Annotated in this window: 19 protein-coding genes, 1 tRNA gene and 1 other RNA gene; 13 read left to right on the forward strand and 8 right to left on the reverse strand. The window is 65.4% G+C overall.

Going from position 1 to position 18790, the window contains the following annotated elements:
* Positions 1–12 precede the first annotated feature (12 nt).
* The 9 genes from ybgC to ftsH all read left to right on the forward strand — a co-directional run bounded on the left by ybgC (position 13) and on the right by ftsH (position 9773).
* Positions 13–477 carry a tol-pal system-associated acyl-CoA thioesterase gene (ybgC, locus tag ABGN05_RS11320; RefSeq protein ID WP_367954113.1) on the forward strand — a complete coding sequence of 155 codons (465 nt, stop codon included), beginning with the start codon at positions 13–15 and terminating at the stop codon, positions 475–477.
* A 219-nt stretch (positions 478–696) separates the two neighbouring features.
* On the forward strand, positions 697–1407 hold the full coding sequence (gene tolQ / locus ABGN05_RS11325) for a protein TolQ (protein ID WP_367954114.1): 711 nt from the start codon (positions 697–699) through the stop codon (positions 1405–1407).
* A 15-nt stretch (positions 1408–1422) separates the two neighbouring features.
* Entirely contained in the window at positions 1423–1878 is a 456-nt protein-coding gene (gene tolR / locus ABGN05_RS11330) for a protein TolR (RefSeq protein ID WP_367954115.1), read from the forward strand.
* Positions 1879–1883: 5 nt separating this feature from the next.
* The gene (gene tolA / locus ABGN05_RS11335) at positions 1884–2984 is read left to right on the forward strand and encodes a cell envelope integrity protein TolA (RefSeq protein WP_367954116.1); all 1101 of its coding nucleotides are present in this window, start codon (positions 1884–1886) and stop codon (positions 2982–2984) included.
* A gap of 115 nt (positions 2985–3099) precedes the next feature.
* Positions 3100–4377 (forward strand): Tol-Pal system beta propeller repeat protein TolB, encoded by a 1278-nt coding sequence (gene tolB, locus ABGN05_RS11340; RefSeq protein WP_367954363.1) that lies wholly within the window; start codon positions 3100–3102, stop codon positions 4375–4377.
* A gap of 236 nt (positions 4378–4613) precedes the next feature.
* Positions 4614–5120: a peptidoglycan-associated lipoprotein Pal gene (gene pal / locus ABGN05_RS11345; protein ID WP_367954117.1), complete on the forward strand. Its 507-nt coding sequence runs from the start codon at positions 4614–4616 to the stop codon at positions 5118–5120.
* Between the two features lie 167 nt (positions 5121–5287).
* Positions 5288–6280, forward strand: a complete 993-nt coding sequence (gene ybgF, locus ABGN05_RS11350) for a tol-pal system protein YbgF (protein WP_367954118.1) — start codon at positions 5288–5290, stop codon at positions 6278–6280.
* A gap of 156 nt (positions 6281–6436) precedes the next feature.
* Positions 6437–7723 (forward strand): tRNA lysidine(34) synthetase TilS, encoded by a 1287-nt coding sequence (gene tilS, locus ABGN05_RS11355; RefSeq protein ID WP_367954119.1) that lies wholly within the window; start codon positions 6437–6439, stop codon positions 7721–7723.
* Between the two features lie 115 nt (positions 7724–7838).
* On the forward strand, positions 7839–9773 hold the full coding sequence (gene ftsH, locus ABGN05_RS11360; protein WP_367954120.1) for an ATP-dependent zinc metalloprotease FtsH: 1935 nt from the start codon (positions 7839–7841) through the stop codon (positions 9771–9773).
* Positions 9774–9845: 72 nt separating this feature from the next.
* Here ftsH and ABGN05_RS11365 read toward each other — a convergent pair whose 3' ends face one another.
* Together ABGN05_RS11365 and ABGN05_RS11370 are read right to left on the reverse strand one after the other, a co-directional pair.
* A complete protein-coding gene (locus ABGN05_RS11365; protein ID WP_367954121.1) occupies positions 9846–10694 on the reverse strand; it encodes an extensin-like domain-containing protein in 849 nt (282 codons plus the stop codon).
* A 196-nt stretch (positions 10695–10890) separates the two neighbouring features.
* A tRNA-Glu gene (locus ABGN05_RS11370) sits at positions 10891–10965 on the reverse strand.
* Positions 10966–11126: 161 nt separating this feature from the next.
* Here ABGN05_RS11370 and ABGN05_RS11375 point away from each other — a divergent pair.
* The gene (locus ABGN05_RS11375; RefSeq protein WP_367954122.1) at positions 11127–11939 is read left to right on the forward strand and encodes an MBL fold metallo-hydrolase; all 813 of its coding nucleotides are present in this window, start codon (positions 11127–11129) and stop codon (positions 11937–11939) included.
* A gap of 8 nt (positions 11940–11947) precedes the next feature.
* Positions 11948–12514, forward strand: coding sequence for a tetratricopeptide repeat protein (locus ABGN05_RS11380; protein WP_367954123.1), 567 nt, complete (start codon positions 11948–11950; stop codon positions 12512–12514).
* Positions 12515–12520: 6 nt separating this feature from the next.
* Here the strand turns inward: ABGN05_RS11380 and ABGN05_RS11385 are convergent, their stop codons facing one another.
* The 5 genes from ABGN05_RS11385 to ABGN05_RS11405 all read right to left on the reverse strand — a co-directional run bounded on the left by ABGN05_RS11385 (position 12521) and on the right by ABGN05_RS11405 (position 15407).
* Complete coding sequence (locus ABGN05_RS11385; RefSeq protein WP_367954124.1) at positions 12521–13303, reverse strand: TerC family protein; 783 nt, start codon at positions 13301–13303, stop codon at positions 12521–12523.
* Positions 13304–13367: 64 nt separating this feature from the next.
* On the reverse strand, positions 13368–14198 hold the full coding sequence (locus ABGN05_RS11390) for a TIGR00282 family metallophosphoesterase (protein ID WP_367954125.1): 831 nt from the start codon (positions 14196–14198) through the stop codon (positions 13368–13370).
* A 10-nt stretch (positions 14199–14208) separates the two neighbouring features.
* Positions 14209–14796 carry a 5-formyltetrahydrofolate cyclo-ligase gene (locus tag ABGN05_RS11395; protein ID WP_367954126.1) on the reverse strand — a complete coding sequence of 196 codons (588 nt, stop codon included), beginning with the start codon at positions 14794–14796 and terminating at the stop codon, positions 14209–14211.
* Between the two features lie 81 nt (positions 14797–14877).
* Positions 14878–15034: non-coding RNA, 6S RNA (gene ssrS / locus ABGN05_RS11400), on the reverse strand.
* 100 nt (positions 15035–15134) lie between these two features.
* On the reverse strand, positions 15135–15407 hold the full coding sequence (locus tag ABGN05_RS11405) for an usg protein (protein ID WP_367954127.1): 273 nt from the start codon (positions 15405–15407) through the stop codon (positions 15135–15137).
* Positions 15408–15726: 319 nt separating this feature from the next.
* On the opposite strand from ABGN05_RS11405, the gene acs reads away from it, so the two are divergent.
* On the forward strand, positions 15727–17682 hold the full coding sequence (gene acs, locus ABGN05_RS11410) for an acetate--CoA ligase (protein ID WP_367954128.1): 1956 nt from the start codon (positions 15727–15729) through the stop codon (positions 17680–17682).
* Between the two features lie 5 nt (positions 17683–17687).
* The gene (locus tag ABGN05_RS11415; protein WP_367954129.1) at positions 17688–18299 is read left to right on the forward strand and encodes a LysE family translocator; all 612 of its coding nucleotides are present in this window, start codon (positions 17688–17690) and stop codon (positions 18297–18299) included.
* A 20-nt stretch (positions 18300–18319) separates the two neighbouring features.
* Here the strand turns inward: ABGN05_RS11415 and ABGN05_RS11420 are convergent, their stop codons facing one another.
* Entirely contained in the window at positions 18320–18703 is a 384-nt protein-coding gene (locus ABGN05_RS11420; RefSeq protein ID WP_367954130.1) for an excalibur calcium-binding domain-containing protein, read from the reverse strand.
* Between the last annotated feature and the right edge of the window lie 87 nt (positions 18704–18790).

Raw genomic sequence — 18790 nt, forward strand, 5'->3', positions numbered from 1 at the left:
AAGGAAAGCGCGATGGCGGATCATGGTGAACGCGAGACCGGACTTTCGGGCGAACTCACCGCGGACGGCCACCGGCTGTCGGCGCGCGTCTACTATGCCGACACGGATTTCTCCGGCTTCGTCTACCACGCCCGCTATCTCGAATTTTTTGAGCGGGGCCGCTCGGATTTCCTGCGGCTCTGCGGCGTGCACCATACCGAACTGGCGGCCGGCGCCGAGGGCGAGAGGATCGTCTGGGTGGTGCGGCGCATGGAGATCGACTTCCGCTCGCCCGCGAGAATGGACGACGTGCTGACCATCGAGACCCGCACCGAAAACATCTCAGGCGCGCGCATCTTCATGGGGCAGCGCATCCTGCGCGGCGGCACCGTGCTGATCGAGGCGAAGGTCGAGGCGGCCATCGTGGGAGAGGACGGCAGGCCGCGCCGCTTCCCCAAGGCGTGGATCACGGCGTTCATGCCGGCCAGCACCGGATGACGGCCAAGCCGTCATCCTAACGCCTCGTTAACCATAATCCTCCATGAATCCGATCGGTAGAATGCCGACGATGCCGCGCGCCTTCGTTTCACCAAGATTCCTGCGGAAAAGGCCGCGATAGCGTCGGGAACGATGGCCGGAGAACCGTGCGGTTCCGGTCGAGCAGGGGCAAGTTGCGTGGGCGACCCGGCCGGCGGTTCACACTAGGACAGGACTTTCATGGAAACTCTCGCTCTCGCAGAGCCGTCAGCAAGCCTATCGGTGTGGGCACTCTTCTGGCAGGCCGGCTGGATCGTGAAGATGGTCATGATCGGACTGCTCGGGGCGTCGATCTGGACCTGGGCGATCATCATCGACAAGATCATCGCCTATGGCCGCATGCGCCTCGCACTCAACCGCTTCGAGCAGACATTCTGGTCCGGGCAGTCGCTGGAAGAACTCTACCGGACGCTTTCGGAGCGCAACACGACCGGGATGGGCTCGATCTTCGTCGCCGCCATGCGCGAATGGAAGAAGAGCTTCGAGAAGGGCGCGCGCGCGCCGCTCGGCCTGCAGACGCGCATCGACAAGGCCATGGACCTCGCTCTGACGCGCGAGATGGAGCGGCTCGAAGGCCGGCTCGGCTTCCTCGCCACCATCGGCTCGGCCGCCCCCTTCATCGGCCTGTTCGGCACCGTCGTCGGCATCATGACCTCGTTCCAGGCGATCGCCGGGTCCAAGTCGACCAGCCTCGCGGTCGTCGCGCCCGGCATCGCCGAGGCGCTGCTCGCCACCGCGATCGGCCTGCTGGCGGCCATTCCCGCGGTCGTGGCCTACAACAAGCTCTCGTCCGACGCCGGCAAGCTGGCGGTGCGGATGGAAGGCTTCGCCGACGAATTCTCGGCCATACTGTCGCGGCAGATCGATGAGAAGGTCGCTCAGCGCGCCTGAGGGAGATAGTTTGCCATGGGCATGTCTGTAGGACAATCCGGCGGACGGGGCAGCCGCGGCCACAGGCGCCGGGGGCGGCACCACAAGCTGATGTCGGAAATCAACGTCACGCCCTTCGTGGACGTGATGCTGGTGCTCCTGATCATCTTCATGGTGGCCGCGCCGCTGCTCACCGTCGGCGTGCCCATCGACCTGCCGGAGACGCAGGCGAAGGCACTGAACGCCGACACCCAGCCGATCACCGTGTCGGTCAACGACAAGGGTCAGATCTATCTCCAGGAGACCGAGATACCGCTCGAGGAAATCGTGGCGAAGCTCGAGGCCATTTCCAAAACCGGCTACGAGGAACGCATCTACGTGCGCGGCGACAAGAGTGCCGACTACGGAACGGTGATGCGCGTGATGGCGCGCATTTCGGCGGCGGGGTTCCACAATCTCGGCCTCGTCACCCTGCAGGAGCAGGACAGCTAGCCGCGATGAAGGCCGGTCTCGTCACATCGACGATCCTGCATGCGTTGCTGCTCTCCGTCGGGCTGTTCACGCTCTCGGCGCCGCGCGCTTTCGAGGTGATGGACGTGGAATCCTTCCCCGTCGAGATCGTGCCGATCGAGGAGATCAGCCAGGTGCAGGTCGGCGAGAGGGAAGCGCCCGTTGCCGAGGCGCCCGCGCCCGTGCCGACGACCCGTCCCGAGGCGGTGGAGAATGCCGAGCAGGTGGGCGACAACACGGTGGACACCCCCGCGCCGCCTACCCCCGATCCCAAGCCGCGTCCTGTCGAGACGGCCGCCTTGCCGGAGCCCGCGCCCGAACCTGCTCCGATCCCCGATCCCATCCCGGAGCCGGAACCGGCGAAGCCGGAGCCGAAGCCCGAACCCGTGCCGGCAACCGAGGTGACACCGCAGCCAGAGCCGCCGCAGGAGGTCGAGCCCGACCCGGCGCCGGAACCGGAGCCGCAGCAGGAAGCCGAACCCGAACCGTCACCGGAGCCCGTTCCCGCCGAAGCGGAGGAGGCGCAGGAGGCCGCGCTGCCCGAAAGCGCCCCGCGTCCCGAAGCGCGCCCGAGGCCGCAGCCGGCGCAGGCGCAGACCGCGAAGGCGCCCGAACGCAAGGATGCCGAGAAGCCGGCGCCGAAGCAGGCCCAGGCGCCCGCGCAGGAGAAGTCGGACGACCTGCTGCAGGACGTCGCCGCGCTTCTGAACAAGGAAAAGGCCTCGGGCGGCGGCGCGAAGCGATCCACGCAGGAGGCGGCCCTCGGCGGCAAGCGCAAGACGACGGGCGAGAAACTCTCGCAGAGCGAACTTGACGCGCTCAGGACCCAGTTCTCCGGATGCTGGAGTATTCCGGCGGGCGCGGAGGAGGCGTCGGACCTGCGCGCCTCCATCCGCTTCAACGTCGCGCCAGGCGGACGGCTGGAAGGCATGCCAGAAGTCATAGCATCCAGCGGCAATCGGCAGTTTGACGAAAGCGCGGTGCGCGCCGTCCAGAAATGCGATCAGAGGGGCTTCATCCTGCCGCAGGGCAAAGAGGATGTCTGGGCCGAGGTCGTGGTGAATTTCGACCCGAGCGACATGTTCTGATCATTGTTCGCGGCTACCGGCAACACACGGGATTTTCGCGGTTTCGGCCGCGACACGGAATGAAGAAGGGCAAGGCATGAAACGTCTCCTTAAACCCCTCCTGATCGCGGCGGCCATGATCGCAGCGATCTCGGGCGCGGCCATCGTCCCGGCGCGCGCCCTGGTCGAGATCGACGTCAACAAGGGCGTGGTCGAACCGCTGCCGATCGCGATCACCGACTTCCTGTCGGCCGACGCGCTCGGCGCCGAGATTTCGGGCATCGTCGCGGCGGACCTGCAGCGCTCGGGCCTGTTCGCGCCCATCGACCGCGCGGCCTTCATCGAGAAGATCTCCAATCCGGACGCCGCCCCCCGTTTCGAGGACTGGAAGGTGATCAACGCGCAGGCGCTGGTCACGGGACGGGTGAGCCAGGAACCGGACGGCCGCATCCGTGCCGAGTACCGTCTGTGGGACACTTTCGCCGGCCAGCAACTGTCGGGCGAGCAGTTCTTCGCCTCGCAGGCCAACAAGAGGAGGATCGCGCACATCATTGCCGACGCGATCTACGAGCGCCTGACCGGAGAAAAGGGCTATTTCGACACGCGCATCGTCTTCATCGACGAATCCGGACCGAAGAACCAGCGCACCAAGCGGCTCGCAATCATGGACCAGGACGGCGCCAACGCCCGGTTCCTGTCCGACGGACGCGCCATTTCGCTGACGCCCCGCTTCTCGCCGAACCGGCAGGAAATCACCTACATGTCCTACGAGAGCGGCCAGCCGCAGGTCTACCTGCTGCAGCTCGAAACGGGACAGCGCGAACTCGTCGGAAACTTTCCGGGCATGACCTTCGCGCCGCGCTTCTCGCCGGACGGCCAGAAGGTGATCATGAGCCTGCTGCGCGACGACGGCAATTCCAACATCTATACCCTCGACCTCAGAAGCCGCACGACGACACGCCTGACGGATTCGAGCGCGATCGACACGTCGCCGTCCTATTCTCCCGACGGCAGCCAGATCGTCTTCACCTCCGACCGTGGCGGACGGGCACAGATCTACGTCATGAACGCCGACGGCACGAACCAGCGGCGCATCTCCTTCGGCGAGGGGACCTACTCCACGCCGGTGTGGTCGCCGCGCGGCGACCTGATCGCCTTTACCAAGCAATCGGGCGGCGAGTTCCAGATCGGCGTCATGCGGATTGACGGATCGGGCGAGCGTATACTTTCCACCGGCTTCAGCCAGGAAGGACCGACCTGGGCGCCGAACGGCCGGGTCCTGATGTTCTTCAAGGAGCCGGCCGGGGCCGGCGGTCCGCGTCTCTATTCGGTCGATCTGACCGGCCGTAACGAACAGCCGATCCAGAGCCCCAATTTCGCCTCCGATCCGGCATGGTCGCCGCTGCTCGAGTGATCGGTGACAATGACGTGAAAGGCTATGTAGCGGCCCCAAATCACGCTGCGGACGCCTTTGCGTCGCGTTTCGGCCGTAATCCCGCATAGGGTGCGGCAAACCGCAGATCGGCCAGGAGGGCGGGGCGGATTCGAGGGGAATAAGCAAGCATTAACCGTGTTTCTTGTTCGCCGGTTAACCGAAAGGTGGTTACTGGAAAGTCAAAGTAACCCCTAGAATGCCAAGGAGTGGCAGTGATGCGCCGTATCGCAACACTTACCAGGAATCCCGCCGTCATCGCGCTCGTGATGGCACTTGCGGTGACCGGATGTGCTTCGAAGAAAATCCCGAACAATGCGGCCGACATAGGTCTCGGGGGCGCAGGCTCGGCCACGCCCGGATCGCAGCAGGATTTCACCGTCAACGTTGGTGACCGGATATTCTTCGACACCGATTCGTCCGCCATCCGCGCCGACGCTCAGGCGACGCTCTCCCGGCAGGCGCAGTGGCTGAGCCAGTACCCGACCTATGCGATCACGATCGAGGGCCATGCCGACGAGCGCGGCACGCGTGAGTACAACCTTGCGCTGGGTGCCCGCCGCGCCGCCGCGACGCGCGACTTCCTCGTCGCCCGCGGCGTTCCGGCGACCCGCCTGAGGACGATCTCCTACGGCAAGGAACGCCCCGTGGCGGTGTGCGACAACATCTCCTGCTGGTCGCAGAACCGCCGCGCGGTGACGGTTCTCGGCGGCGCCGGCAGCTGATTCCATGGCGTGAAGCCGGCGGGCCGACAACGGCCCGCCGAATTCCCGTGCTGTCCATCTCGCTTTGTGCCAAAACAAAATTTGGCCGAAGTCGCAAGGCTTGGTAAATTCGAGATCGAGGCGCGGCTGCGCCTCCGGCATTCGGAATTCCCAAAGCGAGATCGTCGATGAAATCCACCACGATATTTTGCGTTGCCCTGTCGCTGCCGCTTCTCGTCGGAAGCGTGGCGGGCGCGGCGCCGCTCAATGCCCAGTCGCCCGCCGGGACGGGTACGCTGCAGCGTCTCCTGCCGCAGAACTGGCTGCGCCAGCCGGACGAGGCGCCGCGGGTGCAACTCGCCCAGGCCGGCGATCCGCGCGTCGTCCAGCTCGAGGAGCAGATCCGGCAGCTGAACGGCAAGATCGAGGAGCTGAACTTCCTCCTACTTCAGACGCAGGACCAGATCCGCAAGATGCAGGAGGACAACGAGTTCCGTCTCCAGCAGCTTGAGGAAAAGCAGGGCGCCGTGAGGGCCAACCCTTCGCAGGACACGGCGCGCGACGGGCTCGGCGGCACCGATACGCTTGCTGGCGCGAGCGAAGGGTCAACCGCAACGGCGCAGCAGACCGGCGAGCTTCCGAAGACGCTCGGCACGATCACATTCGACGCCGACGGCAAACCGATCGGCGGCGCCGCGGACGCCGGCGAGGAGGACACCGCGTTCGCGGAGGATGCCGGACGTGTCGCGAGTGGCAGCTCGACCGACGGAACCCAGGTCGCGGCACTTCCCGCTACCGACAGCCCGGATGAACTCTACCGGAACGCCTACAACTTCATCCTGTCTGGCGATTACGCGACGGCTGAGGCCGGGTTCCGGGAACACATCGAGCGCTTCCCGAACGATCCGAAGGCCGCGGACGCCAATTACTGGCTGGGCGAAGCGTTGCTCGGCATGCAGGAATACCGGCAGGCGGCGGAAGTGTTCCTGGCGGCAAACCAGAGCTATCCGAATTCGGGCAAGTCGCCAGACATGCTCCTGAAGCTCGGCGTCTCCCTCGCCGCGCTCAATCAGCGAGACGTCGCCTGCGCGACCTATGCCGAGATCGGCAACCGATACCGTGATCTTTCCGCCGCGCTCAAGGAGCGGGTGAAGGCCGAGCAGGCCCTGGCCGGCTGCTGACGAGTTCGGTATCCGCCCGCGTCTCGAGCTTCGACCGGGCGCATGGAACCGATGTCCCGGGCCGCCGTTGTGGCCGGCCAGAGAGGGGAACGTATCCTGGACATCAGCCCAGACAGAGTCTTTTCCGGCATTCGCCTGACGGATGCGGTCCCTGTCATGGTAGCCGTTTCGGGCGGCAGCGACTCTCTCTCACTTCTGATCCTGCTCGACGCGTATCTTCGCGCCACCGGCGGCGAAATCCTCGCCGTGACCGTGGATCATGGCTTGAGGCCGCAGGCGGCGGATGAGGCGGCGATGGTGGCGCGCCTGTGCGCGCAGCGGGGGATCCGCCACCGGACGATAAGATGGGAAGGCGAGAAGCCCGCGACCGGCGTGTCGGCGGCATCCCGCGAAGCCCGGTATCGCCTGCTTGCAGAGGCGGCTGTCGAGGCGGGAACTTCCGTCGTCATGACCGGGCACACGATGAACGACCAGGCAGAGACCATCGCCATGCGGCGGGAGCGTGGCGACGGCCGCGGCCTGGCCGGGATGGCGCCTGCCACGCTCTACGACGGCAAGGTCTGGATCGTGCGGCCCCTCCTCGGTTGGCGCCGGTCCGATCTCAGGGCTTTCCTGGCGGAGGCCGGCGTTTCCTGGGTCGACGACCCCAGCAACGAGATGGCGCAGTACGAGCGGGTCGCGGCACGCCGTGCGCTGGCCGGTCCCGAGGAGGACGAAATCGTTGCCGCCCTCATTGAACAGGGTCGCCTCGCAGCGGAGGATCGGGTCGCCACGGGCGAACATGCAGGCGAAATCATCGCACGCTACGCAAGCCTCGTCTCGCCCGGTCTCGTGCGGCTAGATCCCGCCTTCGCGCAGGTGAACGACCGGCCGGGCGCTCGGCTTGCGCTGCGCATCCTGCTCGCCGCCGTCGGCGGCCGCGAACACCTTCCGGACGCCGCGCGGGCCAGAAAACTCTACGAGCGGCTCGAGGGCGCGGCCTTTCGCGGCACACTGGGCGGTACGGTCGTCGATCTCCGCAAGTCGGGAACGGCCTACCTGCACCGTGAAATGCGCGCAGGCTGGACCGGTGCCATGCCGGCGGCGGCCGGCGGCGTCTGGGATGGCCGCTACCGCATATCGGGCGGCGGACTGCCGGAAAACGCGGTGGTGGAAGCACTAGGCGGTACGCTTGCCGCCGCCCGTGTCCGCGACCGCAACGGAGCGCCGCAAGCCCTGATGCGCGCGGCGATGGCGGCGGAGCCTCTCGTCCATGTACGGCACGCAGAATCGGGCGGCGAAGGAAGCGGTCAGGGCGGTCTGCCCGAGCGGCTCCGGCGGCTGCCGGCGCCGTGGATCCGGTTCCTGCCGAGCTTCGATCTCGCCCCCGCGAGGGCGCTGGCGGAACTGCTCGACGGCGACCGGATTCCAGAGCCGCCATTGCGCAGCCACATTGCCGCATAAGGTCCTTAACCGAATGCCGGGCAAATGCTTGGCAATGGGTGTCGTGAACCCTATGTTAGCCTGAATTCTCCACGATGGACGCGCATCGCCAGCCGGATGCGCATGGGACCCGAAGATGAATCCAAATTACCGCAATCTCGCGCTGTGGGCGATCATCGCCGTTCTCCTGATTGCGCTGTTCAACCTGTTCCAGACGCCGCAACAGCGGGGCAGCGCACGCGAGGTCGCCTATTCGGAATTCATCAGCGACGTCTCGTCCGGCCGGGTCAAGTCGGTGACGATCGCCGGCGAGCGCATCACCGGCACCTATACCGACAACGGCGCCGGTTTCCAGACCTACTCTCCCGGCGATCCCTCGCTGGTAAGCCGGCTTGAGGATCGTGGCGTGACGATCAATGCCCGGCCGGAGAATGACGGCTCCAATTCGATATTCGGATATCTGATTTCCTGGCTGCCCATGATCCTGATCCTGGGCGTGTGGATATTCTTCATGCGCCAGATGCAGTCCGGCTCCGGACGCGCGATGGGCTTCGGCAAGTCGAAGGCGAAACTCCTCACCGAGGCGCATGGCCGCGTCACCTTCCAGGACGTGGCGGGCGTCGACGAGGCCAAGCAGGACCTCGAGGAGATCGTCGAGTTCCTGCGCGACCCGCAGAAGTTCCAGCGCCTGGGCGGCAAGATTCCGCGCGGCGTGCTTCTCGTCGGCCCTCCCGGAACCGGCAAGACGCTGCTTGCGCGCTCGGTGGCGGGCGAGGCGAACGTGCCGTTCTTCACCATTTCCGGCTCGGACTTCGTCGAGATGTTCGTGGGCGTCGGCGCCAGCCGCGTGCGCGACATGTTCGAGCAGGCGAAGAAGAATGCGCCCTGCATCATCTTCATCGACGAAATCGACGCCGTCGGCCGCCATCGCGGCGCGGGTCTCGGCGGCGGCAACGACGAGCGCGAGCAGACGCTCAACCAGCTTCTCGTCGAGATGGACGGTTTCGAGACAAACGAAGGCATCATCCTGATCGCCGCGACCAACCGTCCCGACGTGCTGGATCCCGCGCTGCTGAGGCCTGGCCGGTTCGATCGTCAGGTGGTCGTGCCCAACCCGGACATCACCGGTCGCGAGAAGATTCTCAAGGTGCATGCCCGAAACGTTCCCCTGGCGCCCAACGTCGACCTCAAGGTGCTGGCCCGCGGCACGCCGGGCTTCTCCGGCGCCGACCTTGCCAACCTCGTCAACGAGGCGGCGCTGATGGCGGCGCGGCGCAACAAGCGTCTCGTCACCATGGCCGAGTTCGAGGACGCCAAGGACAAGATCATGATGGGCGCGGAGCGCCGCTCGACCGCGATGACGCAGGCCGAGAAGGAACTCACCGCCTATCACGAAGGCGGCCATGCCATCATGGCGTTGAACGTGCCGGCCTCCGACCCGCTGCACAAGGCGACGATCATCCCGCGCGGCCGCGCGCTCGGCATGGTGATGCAGTTGCCCGAGGGTGACCGCTACTCGATGAGCTACAAGTACATGGTCTCCCGCCTTGCGATCATGATGGGCGGGCGTGTCGCCGAGGAGATCAAGTTCGGCAAGGAGAACATCACCTCGGGCGCGGCCTCCGACATCGATCAGGCGACCAAGCTCGCCCGGGCCATGGTCACGCGCTGGGGCTTCTCCGACAAACTCGGGCAGGTCGCCTACGGAGACAACCAGGAAGAGGTCTTCCTCGGCCATTCGGTGGCGCGCCAGCAGCACATGTCGGAAGAGACGCAGCAGATCATCGACGCCGAGGTTCGCCGGCTGATCGAGGAGGCCTACTCCGAGGCGCGCCGCATCCTGACCGAGAAGAACGACGAATGGATCGCGGTGGCCGAAGCGCTGCTGGAATACGAGACGCTGTCGGGCGACGAAATCCGGCAGGTGATCGCCGGGCAGAAGCCTAACCGCGACCTCGGCGACGATACCCCGCCCTCGCGCGGATCGGCGGTGCCGAAGGCCGGCGTGCATGGCAAGAAGAAGGGCGGTGAAGAGCCCGATGCCGGCATGGAACCGCAGCCGCAGGGCTGAGCGCATCCCCTAACTAGCGATCATGCATTGAGGGCCCGGGCATCGCTCGGGCCTTCGCTTTTGCGGCGACCGCTACTGGCAGAGCCGGTAGCCGCTGCTTCGTTCCGCCAGGTCGAAGTGCAGATGGTCGTCGTGATTCTCGTCCGATCCGGGGCCGAGCACGGTGGTGAAGTGCATGCAGGCGCCGGCGCGGACGGCGCGCTGGAAGGCCTCCTCGATCGTGCCCACGCCTACGCGCGGCACGACCGGAATCGGATCGTGGCCGTCGAATCCGAAGCCGGAGATGTCGATCGCGGAGCCGCGCGCATGTTCCGAAATCTTCGCGTCCGGCCGGTTGTTTCGGTTGCGGCAGACATAGGTGGAGGCGTGAGTGATCTCCGACAGCTCTACACCCATGCCCAGCGCCCTGGTCGCCGGCAGGACCTCGTTTCGCACCCAGCGGACGGTCGCGAGCGCGGAGGCGCAGGTCATCTCCGTTTCGGGTTTCACGGTGACCCCGGGTGCCGCCTCGCGCAGATTGTAGGGCCGGTAGACGCCGCAGGCCCCGTCGCCGTCGATGGTATCGCGTCGCTCGAAGACCGCGCCGAGAGCGCGCAGTTCCGTCTCGCACCGGGCGATCACCGCCTCGTCCACGGGCTCGGGCGGCCGGTCCGGCGCGGAAGCCGGATCGGGAGCCTCGGCCGCGTCTTCCGCGTCGTCGCCTCCGTCCGCCTCTGGTGCTCCATCAGCCGGCGCGTCTTCGGTTGAGAGATCGCCGATGGCGTTGTCGGTATTCCCGGATGCTGCCTCGCCAGCGGTCTCCGGCTGGCTGGAGGATGCTTCCGGCGCCCGAGGATTGTCCGGTGGAGCGGGTGCCGTCTCAGGCAGATCGGCGGAGGCAAGGAGCGCCAGGAGCGCCGGAAAAAGTATGAAGGTTCGCATCAGGCTGCTCCCCGCATCATGGATGGCTTGGAAAAGGATCGGATCAAGGCAATTCGGTGGTCGAATCTGACGGATCGATGTCGGGGAGCGTGAGATCAGAATACCTGGCGATCGAGACGTGCCCACGCCTTCGTTCTAGGGTGCAACTCGGAGAGTGGAAGGGAACAGTCCTGTGGTTCGCACATCGATGCGAGAATGGTACGCCCAAGGGGAATCGAACCCCTGTTTGCGCCGTGAGAGGGCGCCGTCCTGACCGCTAGACGATGGGCGCGTCCAAGAGCCCGCGATATAACCAGAGCCGCCGCGAATTGCAACCGGTGGCGAGGTGGGAAATTCGACCTGTCCTCTCGCGAAATCGTGACTCCGTTCCGCGGCAATAACGTGGCGTAATGGATATACGCCCGCTAACGCGTCGCTGACGGAGAACCTTTCATGTCCCTCTCCCGCGCTGCCGCCAACCTGCTTGCCGTCCTGTCCTGGCCGATCGCCGCGCTGGCGCAGAACGATCCCGTGCCGTCGAAATGCCTGGCGATCGCTCAGGGACTGCCGTCCGTCACCTACGCGAGCTTCACACCGGCGCAGACCGTGAGGGAAGTCTCCGAGGTGACGATCACCTATGCCGGCCATTCTACCTACATCATCGAGAGCCCGGCCGGTGTGCGCATCGCCACCGACTACAGCGGCGTCTACGGACGCGATCCGCTGCCGCGCGTCATCACCATGAACAAGGCACATACGACGCACTTCACCACCACTCCCGATCCGGCAATCGAATATGTCCTGCCGGGCTGGAACCCCGGCGGCGACGGCCCGGCGCGGCATGCCGTCGTCGTCGACGACGTCTATGTCCGCAACGTGCCGACCGACATCCGCCGCTACGGCGCGATGGAGAAGGACGGGAACTCGATCTTCATCTTCGAGGTAGCGGATCTGTGCATCGGCCATCTCGGCCACCTGCATCACGACCTCACCGACGCGCACTATGCCGCGATCGGGCGGCTCGACATCGTCATGGTGCCGGTCGATGGGGGAATGACGCAGTCGCTCACCAACATGAGCGAGATCACCACGCGGCTCTATTCCTCGATCGTTCTGCCGATGCACCGCCACTCGACACCCATGGGCGAGTTCCTGTCGATGATGGGCGAGGGTTACGAGATCGACTATCGCGAGGAACGCGGCTTCACCATTTCGCTGCGTGACCTGCCGAGGCGGCCGACGATCCTCATCCTGCAAGGGGTATGAGGTCCGTCATGGCCGGTCCGGGACGGCTGGTTTTCGCATTCCTGGCGCTGCTCTTGGCGGCCGCCCCCTTGCAGGCCGCGGACCCTGACGAACGAGAGCGGCTCTTCGAGGAACTGCTAAATGCGCCGACCGAGACCGCCGCGCGGACGGCCGAGGACGCCATCTGGCGGATGTGGATGGCGCAAGGACCGACTGCGCAGGTGCGCCGCGACGTCGCCGAAGCCATGCGGGCGCGTGAATCCTACGATTTCGATCAGGCCCTGCGCATCCTCGACGGCGTGGTGGCCGCGGCGCCCGATTACGCGGAAGGCTGGAACCAGCGCGCCTTCGTGCATTTCCTGAAGGAAAATCTCGACGACGCCCTTTCCGACATCGACCGCGCCCTGGAACTGGAGCCGAAACACTTCGCAGCCCTTGCCGGAAAGGCGCTCGTCCTGATGCGGCAGGGTCGCATGGAACTCAGCCAGCAAGCGCTGCGGGAGGCGATCGCGATCGATCCCTGGCTCAGGGAGCGCCACATGCTGATCCCCATGCCGGGGGAAGTTCTTCCCCGGCCCGGAGGCACGCCGATCTGAGGCCGGTCAGTGTCCGCCGCCGTCGCGGCCCGCGGCCTTGTCGGCCGCGCGTTTGCGGCGCGCCAGCATGTTGAGGCCTTCCACCAGGGCGGAAAAACCCATCGCGGCGTAGATGTAGCCCTTGGGGACATGGAAGCCCATGCCGTCGGCGATCAGCGTCATGCCGATCATCAGGAGGAAGCCGAGCGCGAGCATCACGATGGTCGGGTTCTTCGCAATGAACCGCGACAGGGGCTCGGCCGCGACCAGCATGACGGTCACCGCGCAGATCACGGCGATGTACATGATCGCGATCTCGTCGGTCATGCCGACGGCGGTAATGATGGAATCGATCGAGAAGACCAGATCGAGCAGCAGGATCTGGAGGATCGCGGCGCCGATGGACATCGTTACCGCCGACCCGATCATGTTGTCCTTGTGATCCTCCGGATCGACGGAGTGGTGGATCTCCTTCGTCGCTTTCCAGACGAGGAACAGGCCGCCGGCGATCAGGATCAGGTCGCGCCAGGAGAAGCCGTGGTCGAACAGCGTGAAGAGCGGCGAGGTCAGGCTCACGATGAAGGAGATCGTGGCAAGCAGGATGAGGCGCAGCACCAGGGCGGCGCCGATGCCGATGCGCCGCGCGTTCTTCTGCTGCTCGGCCGGAAGCTTGTTGGTCAGGATGGAGATGAAGATCAGATTGTCGATGCCGAGCACGATCTCAAGCACGACCAGCGTCGCCAGCGCGACCCAGGCGGTCGGGTCATCCAGCCATACGAAGTGCGGGGCTATGAACTCTGCGAAAGGCATGGGGAGGGATTTCCAAACGGAGCTGGCTGGATTGCCGGAGACTTAGGTTCTTCAACGCGGCCGGTCAATGACCGTTCCAGAAGGCCGGAACCGTCTCCTCGAGCCGCGGCCCCAGTCGCAGCGGTGCGACCTTTTCGGCGAGCCCGGTGCGGTCGGAAATCTCGACCCCGAGGCCGCAGATGGTCGCGGGACCTGCCGCTGCCTCGAAACGCCCCTTCGGCACCTTGGAGAGAAACCGGTTGAGCGGTTCGCTCTTGTCCATGCCGAGTGAGGAATCGTAATCGCCGCACATGCCGGCATCGGTCAGGTAGGCGGTACCTCCCGACAGGATCTGGTGATCCGCGGTGGGCTGGTGCGTATGGGTCCCCACGACGAGGCTTGCGCGCCCGTCGACGAAATGCGCGAAGCACATCTTCTCGCTCGTCGCCTCGGCATGGAAATCGATCACGACCGCGTCGGCCTGCTCGCCGAGCGGGCAGGCGGCCAGTTCGCGCTCCGCCGCCTGGAACGGATCGTCGAGTTCGGGATGCATGAAGACGCGGCCCATGATGTTGGAGACCATCACGCGGGCTCCGTTCTTCGCCGTGAAGAGGCCCGAGCCATGGCCGGGCGTGCCGGGCGGAAAGTTCGCCGGGCGCAGGAAACGCTCTTCGCGCGGGGCGAATTCGAGCGCCTCGCGCTGGTCCCAGACATGGTTTCCGGTGGTCACGACGTCGGCGCCGGCATCGAGCGTCTGGCGGAATATGTCCTCGGTGATGCCGAAGCCGCCCGCCGCGTTCTCGCCGTTGACGATGACGAAGTCGAGCCGGAAGTCCGAGATCAGGCCGGGCAGCCGGTCCCACACCGCGTTACGGCCCGTGCGGCCCACCATGTCTCCGAGGAAGAGAAGTCTCATGAGGCGAGCCTTACAGTCCGTCGGCGAAACGGCGCAAGCCGCTTTCGGTCAACAGTTCGGAGATGATCATGTCGTGCGGTTCGTCGGGCACGCGCTCGACCTCCTGGCAGTCGAAAGCCATTCCGGCGAGGCGGGGCGACAGACCGTTCGCATGCAGTTTCGAAATAGCGCGGTCGTAGTAGCCGGCGCCGTAGCCAATGCGGTGGCCGCGCGCGTCGAAGGCGGCTAGCGGGACGAGCATGATCGTCGGGTCGAGCACCTCGGCCTCCCCGGAAGGGCCCATGGTGCCGAAGCCCATGTCGACCAACGGTGCGCCGCGCACAAGTTCGCGAAAGACGATGGTGGTCTTGTCGAGGATCGCCGGCAAGCAGAGTCGAGCCCCCTTCTGGCGCAACGCATCCATCAGCGGGCGCGGATCGATCTCCGAACGGATCGGCCAGAAACCGGAGACCACGTCGCCCGGTCCGCACTGGATCGCTTCGGTGCCGGTCTCGGCGACCGAAAGCGAGGCCTCGATGCGGTATTGCGGTGCGAGCGCATCGCGGCGCGCGAGTGCTTCCTCGCGACGCCGTCGCTTCAGTTCCTTGAGGGGCTGCATCCGGTGTTTCCCGTTTTCCGGCGTGCAGGAACCCGAATGGCGGGGAGAAATCAACCTTGGAATCCGGGAGGCGAGGGAGAGCGACGATCCACGACAACCGGTGGAGAGGTTGATCCCGGGTGCCTACAAAGTAGGTGGGCGCCGTATGAGAGGACCCACGGGTCCCCCCAGGGACAGCTCCCTAAGGATCAATAAGGCCCCGGGGAAGTGTTACTCCTGCCGCGAAGCGCAGACCGTCGAACACAATATAGGACGGACCGATCGCGTCCGCTACAGGAAACCCCGCGCCCGGCTCGCGAACCCGCCGGGCGAGGGCCTCGCGCCGGCGCAGGTTACGGCTAGTGCAGGACCAGCTCGCCGTTCACGCTGCGCCATTCGTTCGGCGCGATCAGTTTCCGGTGCGTGTAGGAAACGGAATGCAGCGGTCCCTCGAGCTTCTCGCGCCAGAACTCGACGAACCTGAAGAGCGCCGGAAAGCGGGGAGCGAGATCGTATTCCTGCCAGATGTATGTCTGGAGAAGGTGGGGATGGTCGGGCATGCGGTAGAGGATCTGGGCGGTGGTCAGTCCATACCCGTTGAGGATCAGTTCCATTTCAGAAGCGTCACGCATGGCAGTCCTTCCGGTCGTCCGTTGCCTTGGTCGATTCTCCTCCAAGGAAAAAGTGTCGGACCGGAAGGTTAATCGTCTATTGACATTTTCGTGATGGAAGCCGAATTCTGTCGCTGATTCAATGTGTTGGCAGCCGCGTCAGGTGGCTGCTGACAAGAGGCGGAGCGTTGCGGTGGCCGACAGCGCGACACGTCGACACGCCCAACCCAAGGTCTAATGTTGTGGGGCGCGGCGAATTGATAATAATGCGGCCCGGGTCAGCGGGCCGGCGAGCGCGAGCCGCCATGCCGCCGCGAAATGTCCGAACGGGAGGGAAAGCATGTCCGACGTCCATGTCCATCGTGTCAAAGCCGAGTGGAAGAAGCGGGCGCTGATCGACCGCGACACGTATGACAAGTGGTACAAGGACAGCGTGAAGGACCCGGACAAGTTCTGGGGCAAGCACGGCAAACGCATCCACTGGTTCAAGCCCTACACCAAGGTCAAGAACACCTCCTTCAAGGGCAAGGTGTCGATCAAGTGGTATGAGGACGGCCAGACCAACGTCTCCTACAACTGCATCGACCGCCACCTGAAGAAGCGCGGCGACCAGGTCGCGATCCTCTGGGAGGGCGACAATCCCTACGACGACAAGAAGATCACCTATCGCGAGCTTTACGAGCATGTCTGCCGGCTCGCCAACGTGATGAAGGCGCACGGCGTCAAGAAGGGCGACCGCGTCACCATCTACATGCCGATGATTCCGGAGGCGGCCTACGCGATGCTCGCCTGCGCGCGCATCGGGGCGATCCATTCCGTGGTGTTCGGCGGCTTCTCGCCGGATGCGCTCGCCGGTCGCATCGTCGACTGCGAATCGACCTTCGTCATCACCGCCGACGAGGGGCTGCGCGGCGGCCGCACGATTCCGCTCAAGGAGAACACCGACAAGGCGATCGACATCGCCGCCAAGAACCACGTCATGGTCAAGAACGTGCTGGTCGTGCGCCGCACCGGCGGCAAGGTCGGCTGGGCCAACGGACGCGACCTTTGGTACCACGACGAGATCCGTGGGGTTAGGCCGGAGTGCGAGCCGGAGAAAATGAAGGCGGAGGACCCGCTGTTCATTCTCTACACCTCCGGGTCGACCGGCAAGCCGAAGGGCGTGCTGCACACGACCGGCGGTTATCTGGTCTACGCCTCGATGACGCACGAGTACGTCTTCGACTATCACGAGGGGGACATCTACTGGTGCACGGCCGATGTCGGCTGGGTCACCGGGCACTCCTACATCGTCTACGGGCCTCTGGCCAACGGCGCCACCACGCTGATGTTCGAGGGCGTGCCGAACTATCCCTCCGCTTCGCGCTTCTGGGACGTAATCGACAAGCACAAGGTCAACATCTTCTACACCGCGCCCACCGCCATCCGCGCCCTGATGGGGGCCGGCGATGAGCACGTGAAGAAGTCTTCGCGCAAGTCCCTGCGGGTGCTCGGTTCCGTCGGCGAGCCGATCAATCCGGAAGCCTGGGAGTGGTACTACAACGTGGTCGGCGAGAAGAAGTCGCCGATCGTCGACACCTGGTGGCAGACCGAGACCGGCGGCATCCTGATCACGCCGCTGCCCGGCGCAGTCGACCTGAAAGCCGGCTCCGCGACGCTTCCCTTCTTCGGTGTCCAGCCGCAGCTGGTCGACAATGACGGCAAGGTCCTCGAGGGTGCAGCGGACGGAAACCTCTGCATCACCGATTCCTGGCCCGGACAGATGCGTACGGTCTACGGCGACCACGAGCGCTTCATCCAGACCTACTTCTCGACCTACAAGGGCAAGTACTTCACCGGTGACGGCTGCCGCCGCGACGGCGACGGCTACTACTGGATCACCGGCCGGGTCGACGACGTCATCAACGTGTCGGGCCACCGCATGGGTACGGCGGAGGTGGAATCGGCGCTGGTCAGCCACGACAAGGTCTCGGAAGCAGCCGTCGTGGGCTATCCGCACGACCTGAAGGGGCAGGGCATCTACTGCTACGTGACCCTGATGTCGGGCGTCGAACCCACCGAGGAGCTGCGCAAGGAGCTGGTGGCGCATGTACGCCACGAGATCGGGCCGATCGCCTCGCCCGACAAGATCCAGTTCTCGCCCGGCCTGCCCAAGACACGCTCGGGCAAGATCATGCGCCGCATCCTGAGGAAGATCGCCGAGGACGATTTCGGCGCGCTGGGCGACACGTCGACGCTCGCCGATCCGGCGGTCGTGGACGACCTCGTCTCGAACCGGCAGAACAAGAAGAAGTAGCAGCAGTGGACCTCGCCTCCCTCGCCATCTTCGCCGGCGCGCTGATCGTGGCGGCCGGCTCCCCCGGTCCCAGCATCGCCGCGCTGGTGGCGCGCGTGCTGGCGCGCGGCCCCCGCGACGTGATGCCTTTCCTGGCGGCGATGTGGATCGGCGAGGCGATCTGGCTCTCTTTCGCGATCTTCGGGCTGGCGCTGATCGCGCAGAGCTTCCATGCCGTCTTTCTGGCGATCAAATGGGCCGGCGTCGCCTATCTCGCCTGGCTGGCCTGGAAAATGTGGACGGCACCCGTCGCCGCAGAGGGCGGGCAGGCGCCAGCTTCCGGCTCGCCGTGGAAGATGTTCGCCACGGGCATGGCGGTGACGCTCGGCAACCCCAAGATCATGATGTTCTACATGGCGCTGCTGCCGACCATCATCGACCTGGACTCGGTCACGCTGCTCGGTTGGGCGGAACTGACGTCGACGATGGTCCTGGTGCTGGTGGCGGTCGACCTCGGCTGGGTGTTGGCTGCCGGCGGTGCGCGAAAGCTCCTCCGGAGCGCGCGTGCGATGCGCGTCGCGAATCGTGCCAGCGCCACCATGATGGCAGGCGCGGCGGCGGCCATCGCGGCGCGCTGAGGCTGCCTGGCCTCGGCCGCTCAGCAGCCGATCGCCGTGCGGATCCTGTCGACCTGTTCCTTGGTCCTGCAGACGTTCTCGCAGGGGATCCCATCGCCATCACCGTCGGCGCGCCGGTATCCGCCGCACCACAGCCGCACCGCCTCCTCGCAGGATGACACCTCCTTGCAGGTGCGCGCGGCCACGGGAATCGCGAGAGTACCGGCGACGGGCTTGCTTAGCGGCGGCGAAGCGCTCGCCGGCGTGCAAAGGCCAGCGAAGAGCAGAAGGGTCGCTGTTGCGCGGGCTAGATGAAGTGCAACCCTAAAATCTCCAATCATCCGGAATTCTACCACGGGTAGATAGCCACGAAAACCGGCGGGTGACGCGGTGGCCGGCGTGCGGACCTGTTGCAGCGACGCCACTTGCATTCCAGGCCGGATCACCCCATCCTCTCTCTTGTGTTCAACGAACTGAAAGGAGGTGATCCGATGTCGAGTGGTTTCGTTTCC

The sequence above is a fragment of the Aquibium pacificum genome (assembly GCF_040839445.1).
Taxonomy (GTDB): Bacteria; Pseudomonadota; Alphaproteobacteria; order Rhizobiales; family Rhizobiaceae; genus Aquibium; species Aquibium pacificus.

What these genes read in the sequence shown, in the direction of transcription:
- ybgC (WP_367954113.1), top strand. Translation starts at nt 13, where the DNA reads ATGGCGGATCATGGTGAACGCGAGACCGGACTTTCGGGCGAACTCACC.
- tolQ (WP_367954114.1), top strand. Translation starts at nt 697, where the DNA reads ATGGAAACTCTCGCTCTCGCAGAGCCGTCAGCAAGCCTATCGGTGTGG.
- tolR (WP_367954115.1), top strand. Translation starts at nt 1,423, where the DNA reads ATGGGCATGTCTGTAGGACAATCCGGCGGACGGGGCAGCCGCGGCCAC.
- tolA (WP_367954116.1), top strand. Translation starts at nt 1,884, where the DNA reads ATGAAGGCCGGTCTCGTCACATCGACGATCCTGCATGCGTTGCTGCTC.
- tolB (WP_367954363.1), top strand. Translation starts at nt 3,100, where the DNA reads ATGATCGCAGCGATCTCGGGCGCGGCCATCGTCCCGGCGCGCGCCCTG.
- pal (WP_367954117.1), top strand. Translation starts at nt 4,614, where the DNA reads ATGCGCCGTATCGCAACACTTACCAGGAATCCCGCCGTCATCGCGCTC.
- ybgF (WP_367954118.1), top strand. Translation starts at nt 5,288, where the DNA reads ATGAAATCCACCACGATATTTTGCGTTGCCCTGTCGCTGCCGCTTCTC.
- tilS (WP_367954119.1), top strand. Translation starts at nt 6,437, where the DNA reads ATGGTAGCCGTTTCGGGCGGCAGCGACTCTCTCTCACTTCTGATCCTG.
- ftsH (WP_367954120.1), top strand. Translation starts at nt 7,839, where the DNA reads ATGAATCCAAATTACCGCAATCTCGCGCTGTGGGCGATCATCGCCGTT.
- ABGN05_RS11365 (WP_367954121.1), bottom strand. Translation starts at nt 10,694, where the DNA reads ATGCGAACCTTCATACTTTTTCCGGCGCTCCTGGCGCTCCTTGCCTCC.
- ABGN05_RS11375 (WP_367954122.1), top strand. Translation starts at nt 11,127, where the DNA reads ATGTCCCTCTCCCGCGCTGCCGCCAACCTGCTTGCCGTCCTGTCCTGG.
- ABGN05_RS11380 (WP_367954123.1), top strand. Translation starts at nt 11,948, where the DNA reads ATGGCCGGTCCGGGACGGCTGGTTTTCGCATTCCTGGCGCTGCTCTTG.
- ABGN05_RS11385 (WP_367954124.1), bottom strand. Translation starts at nt 13,303, where the DNA reads ATGCCTTTCGCAGAGTTCATAGCCCCGCACTTCGTATGGCTGGATGAC.
- ABGN05_RS11390 (WP_367954125.1), bottom strand. Translation starts at nt 14,198, where the DNA reads ATGAGACTTCTCTTCCTCGGAGACATGGTGGGCCGCACGGGCCGTAAC.
- ABGN05_RS11395 (WP_367954126.1), bottom strand. Translation starts at nt 14,796, where the DNA reads ATGCAGCCCCTCAAGGAACTGAAGCGACGGCGTCGCGAGGAAGCACTC.
- ABGN05_RS11405 (WP_367954127.1), bottom strand. Translation starts at nt 15,407, where the DNA reads ATGCGTGACGCTTCTGAAATGGAACTGATCCTCAACGGGTATGGACTG.
- acs (WP_367954128.1), top strand. Translation starts at nt 15,727, where the DNA reads ATGTCCGACGTCCATGTCCATCGTGTCAAAGCCGAGTGGAAGAAGCGG.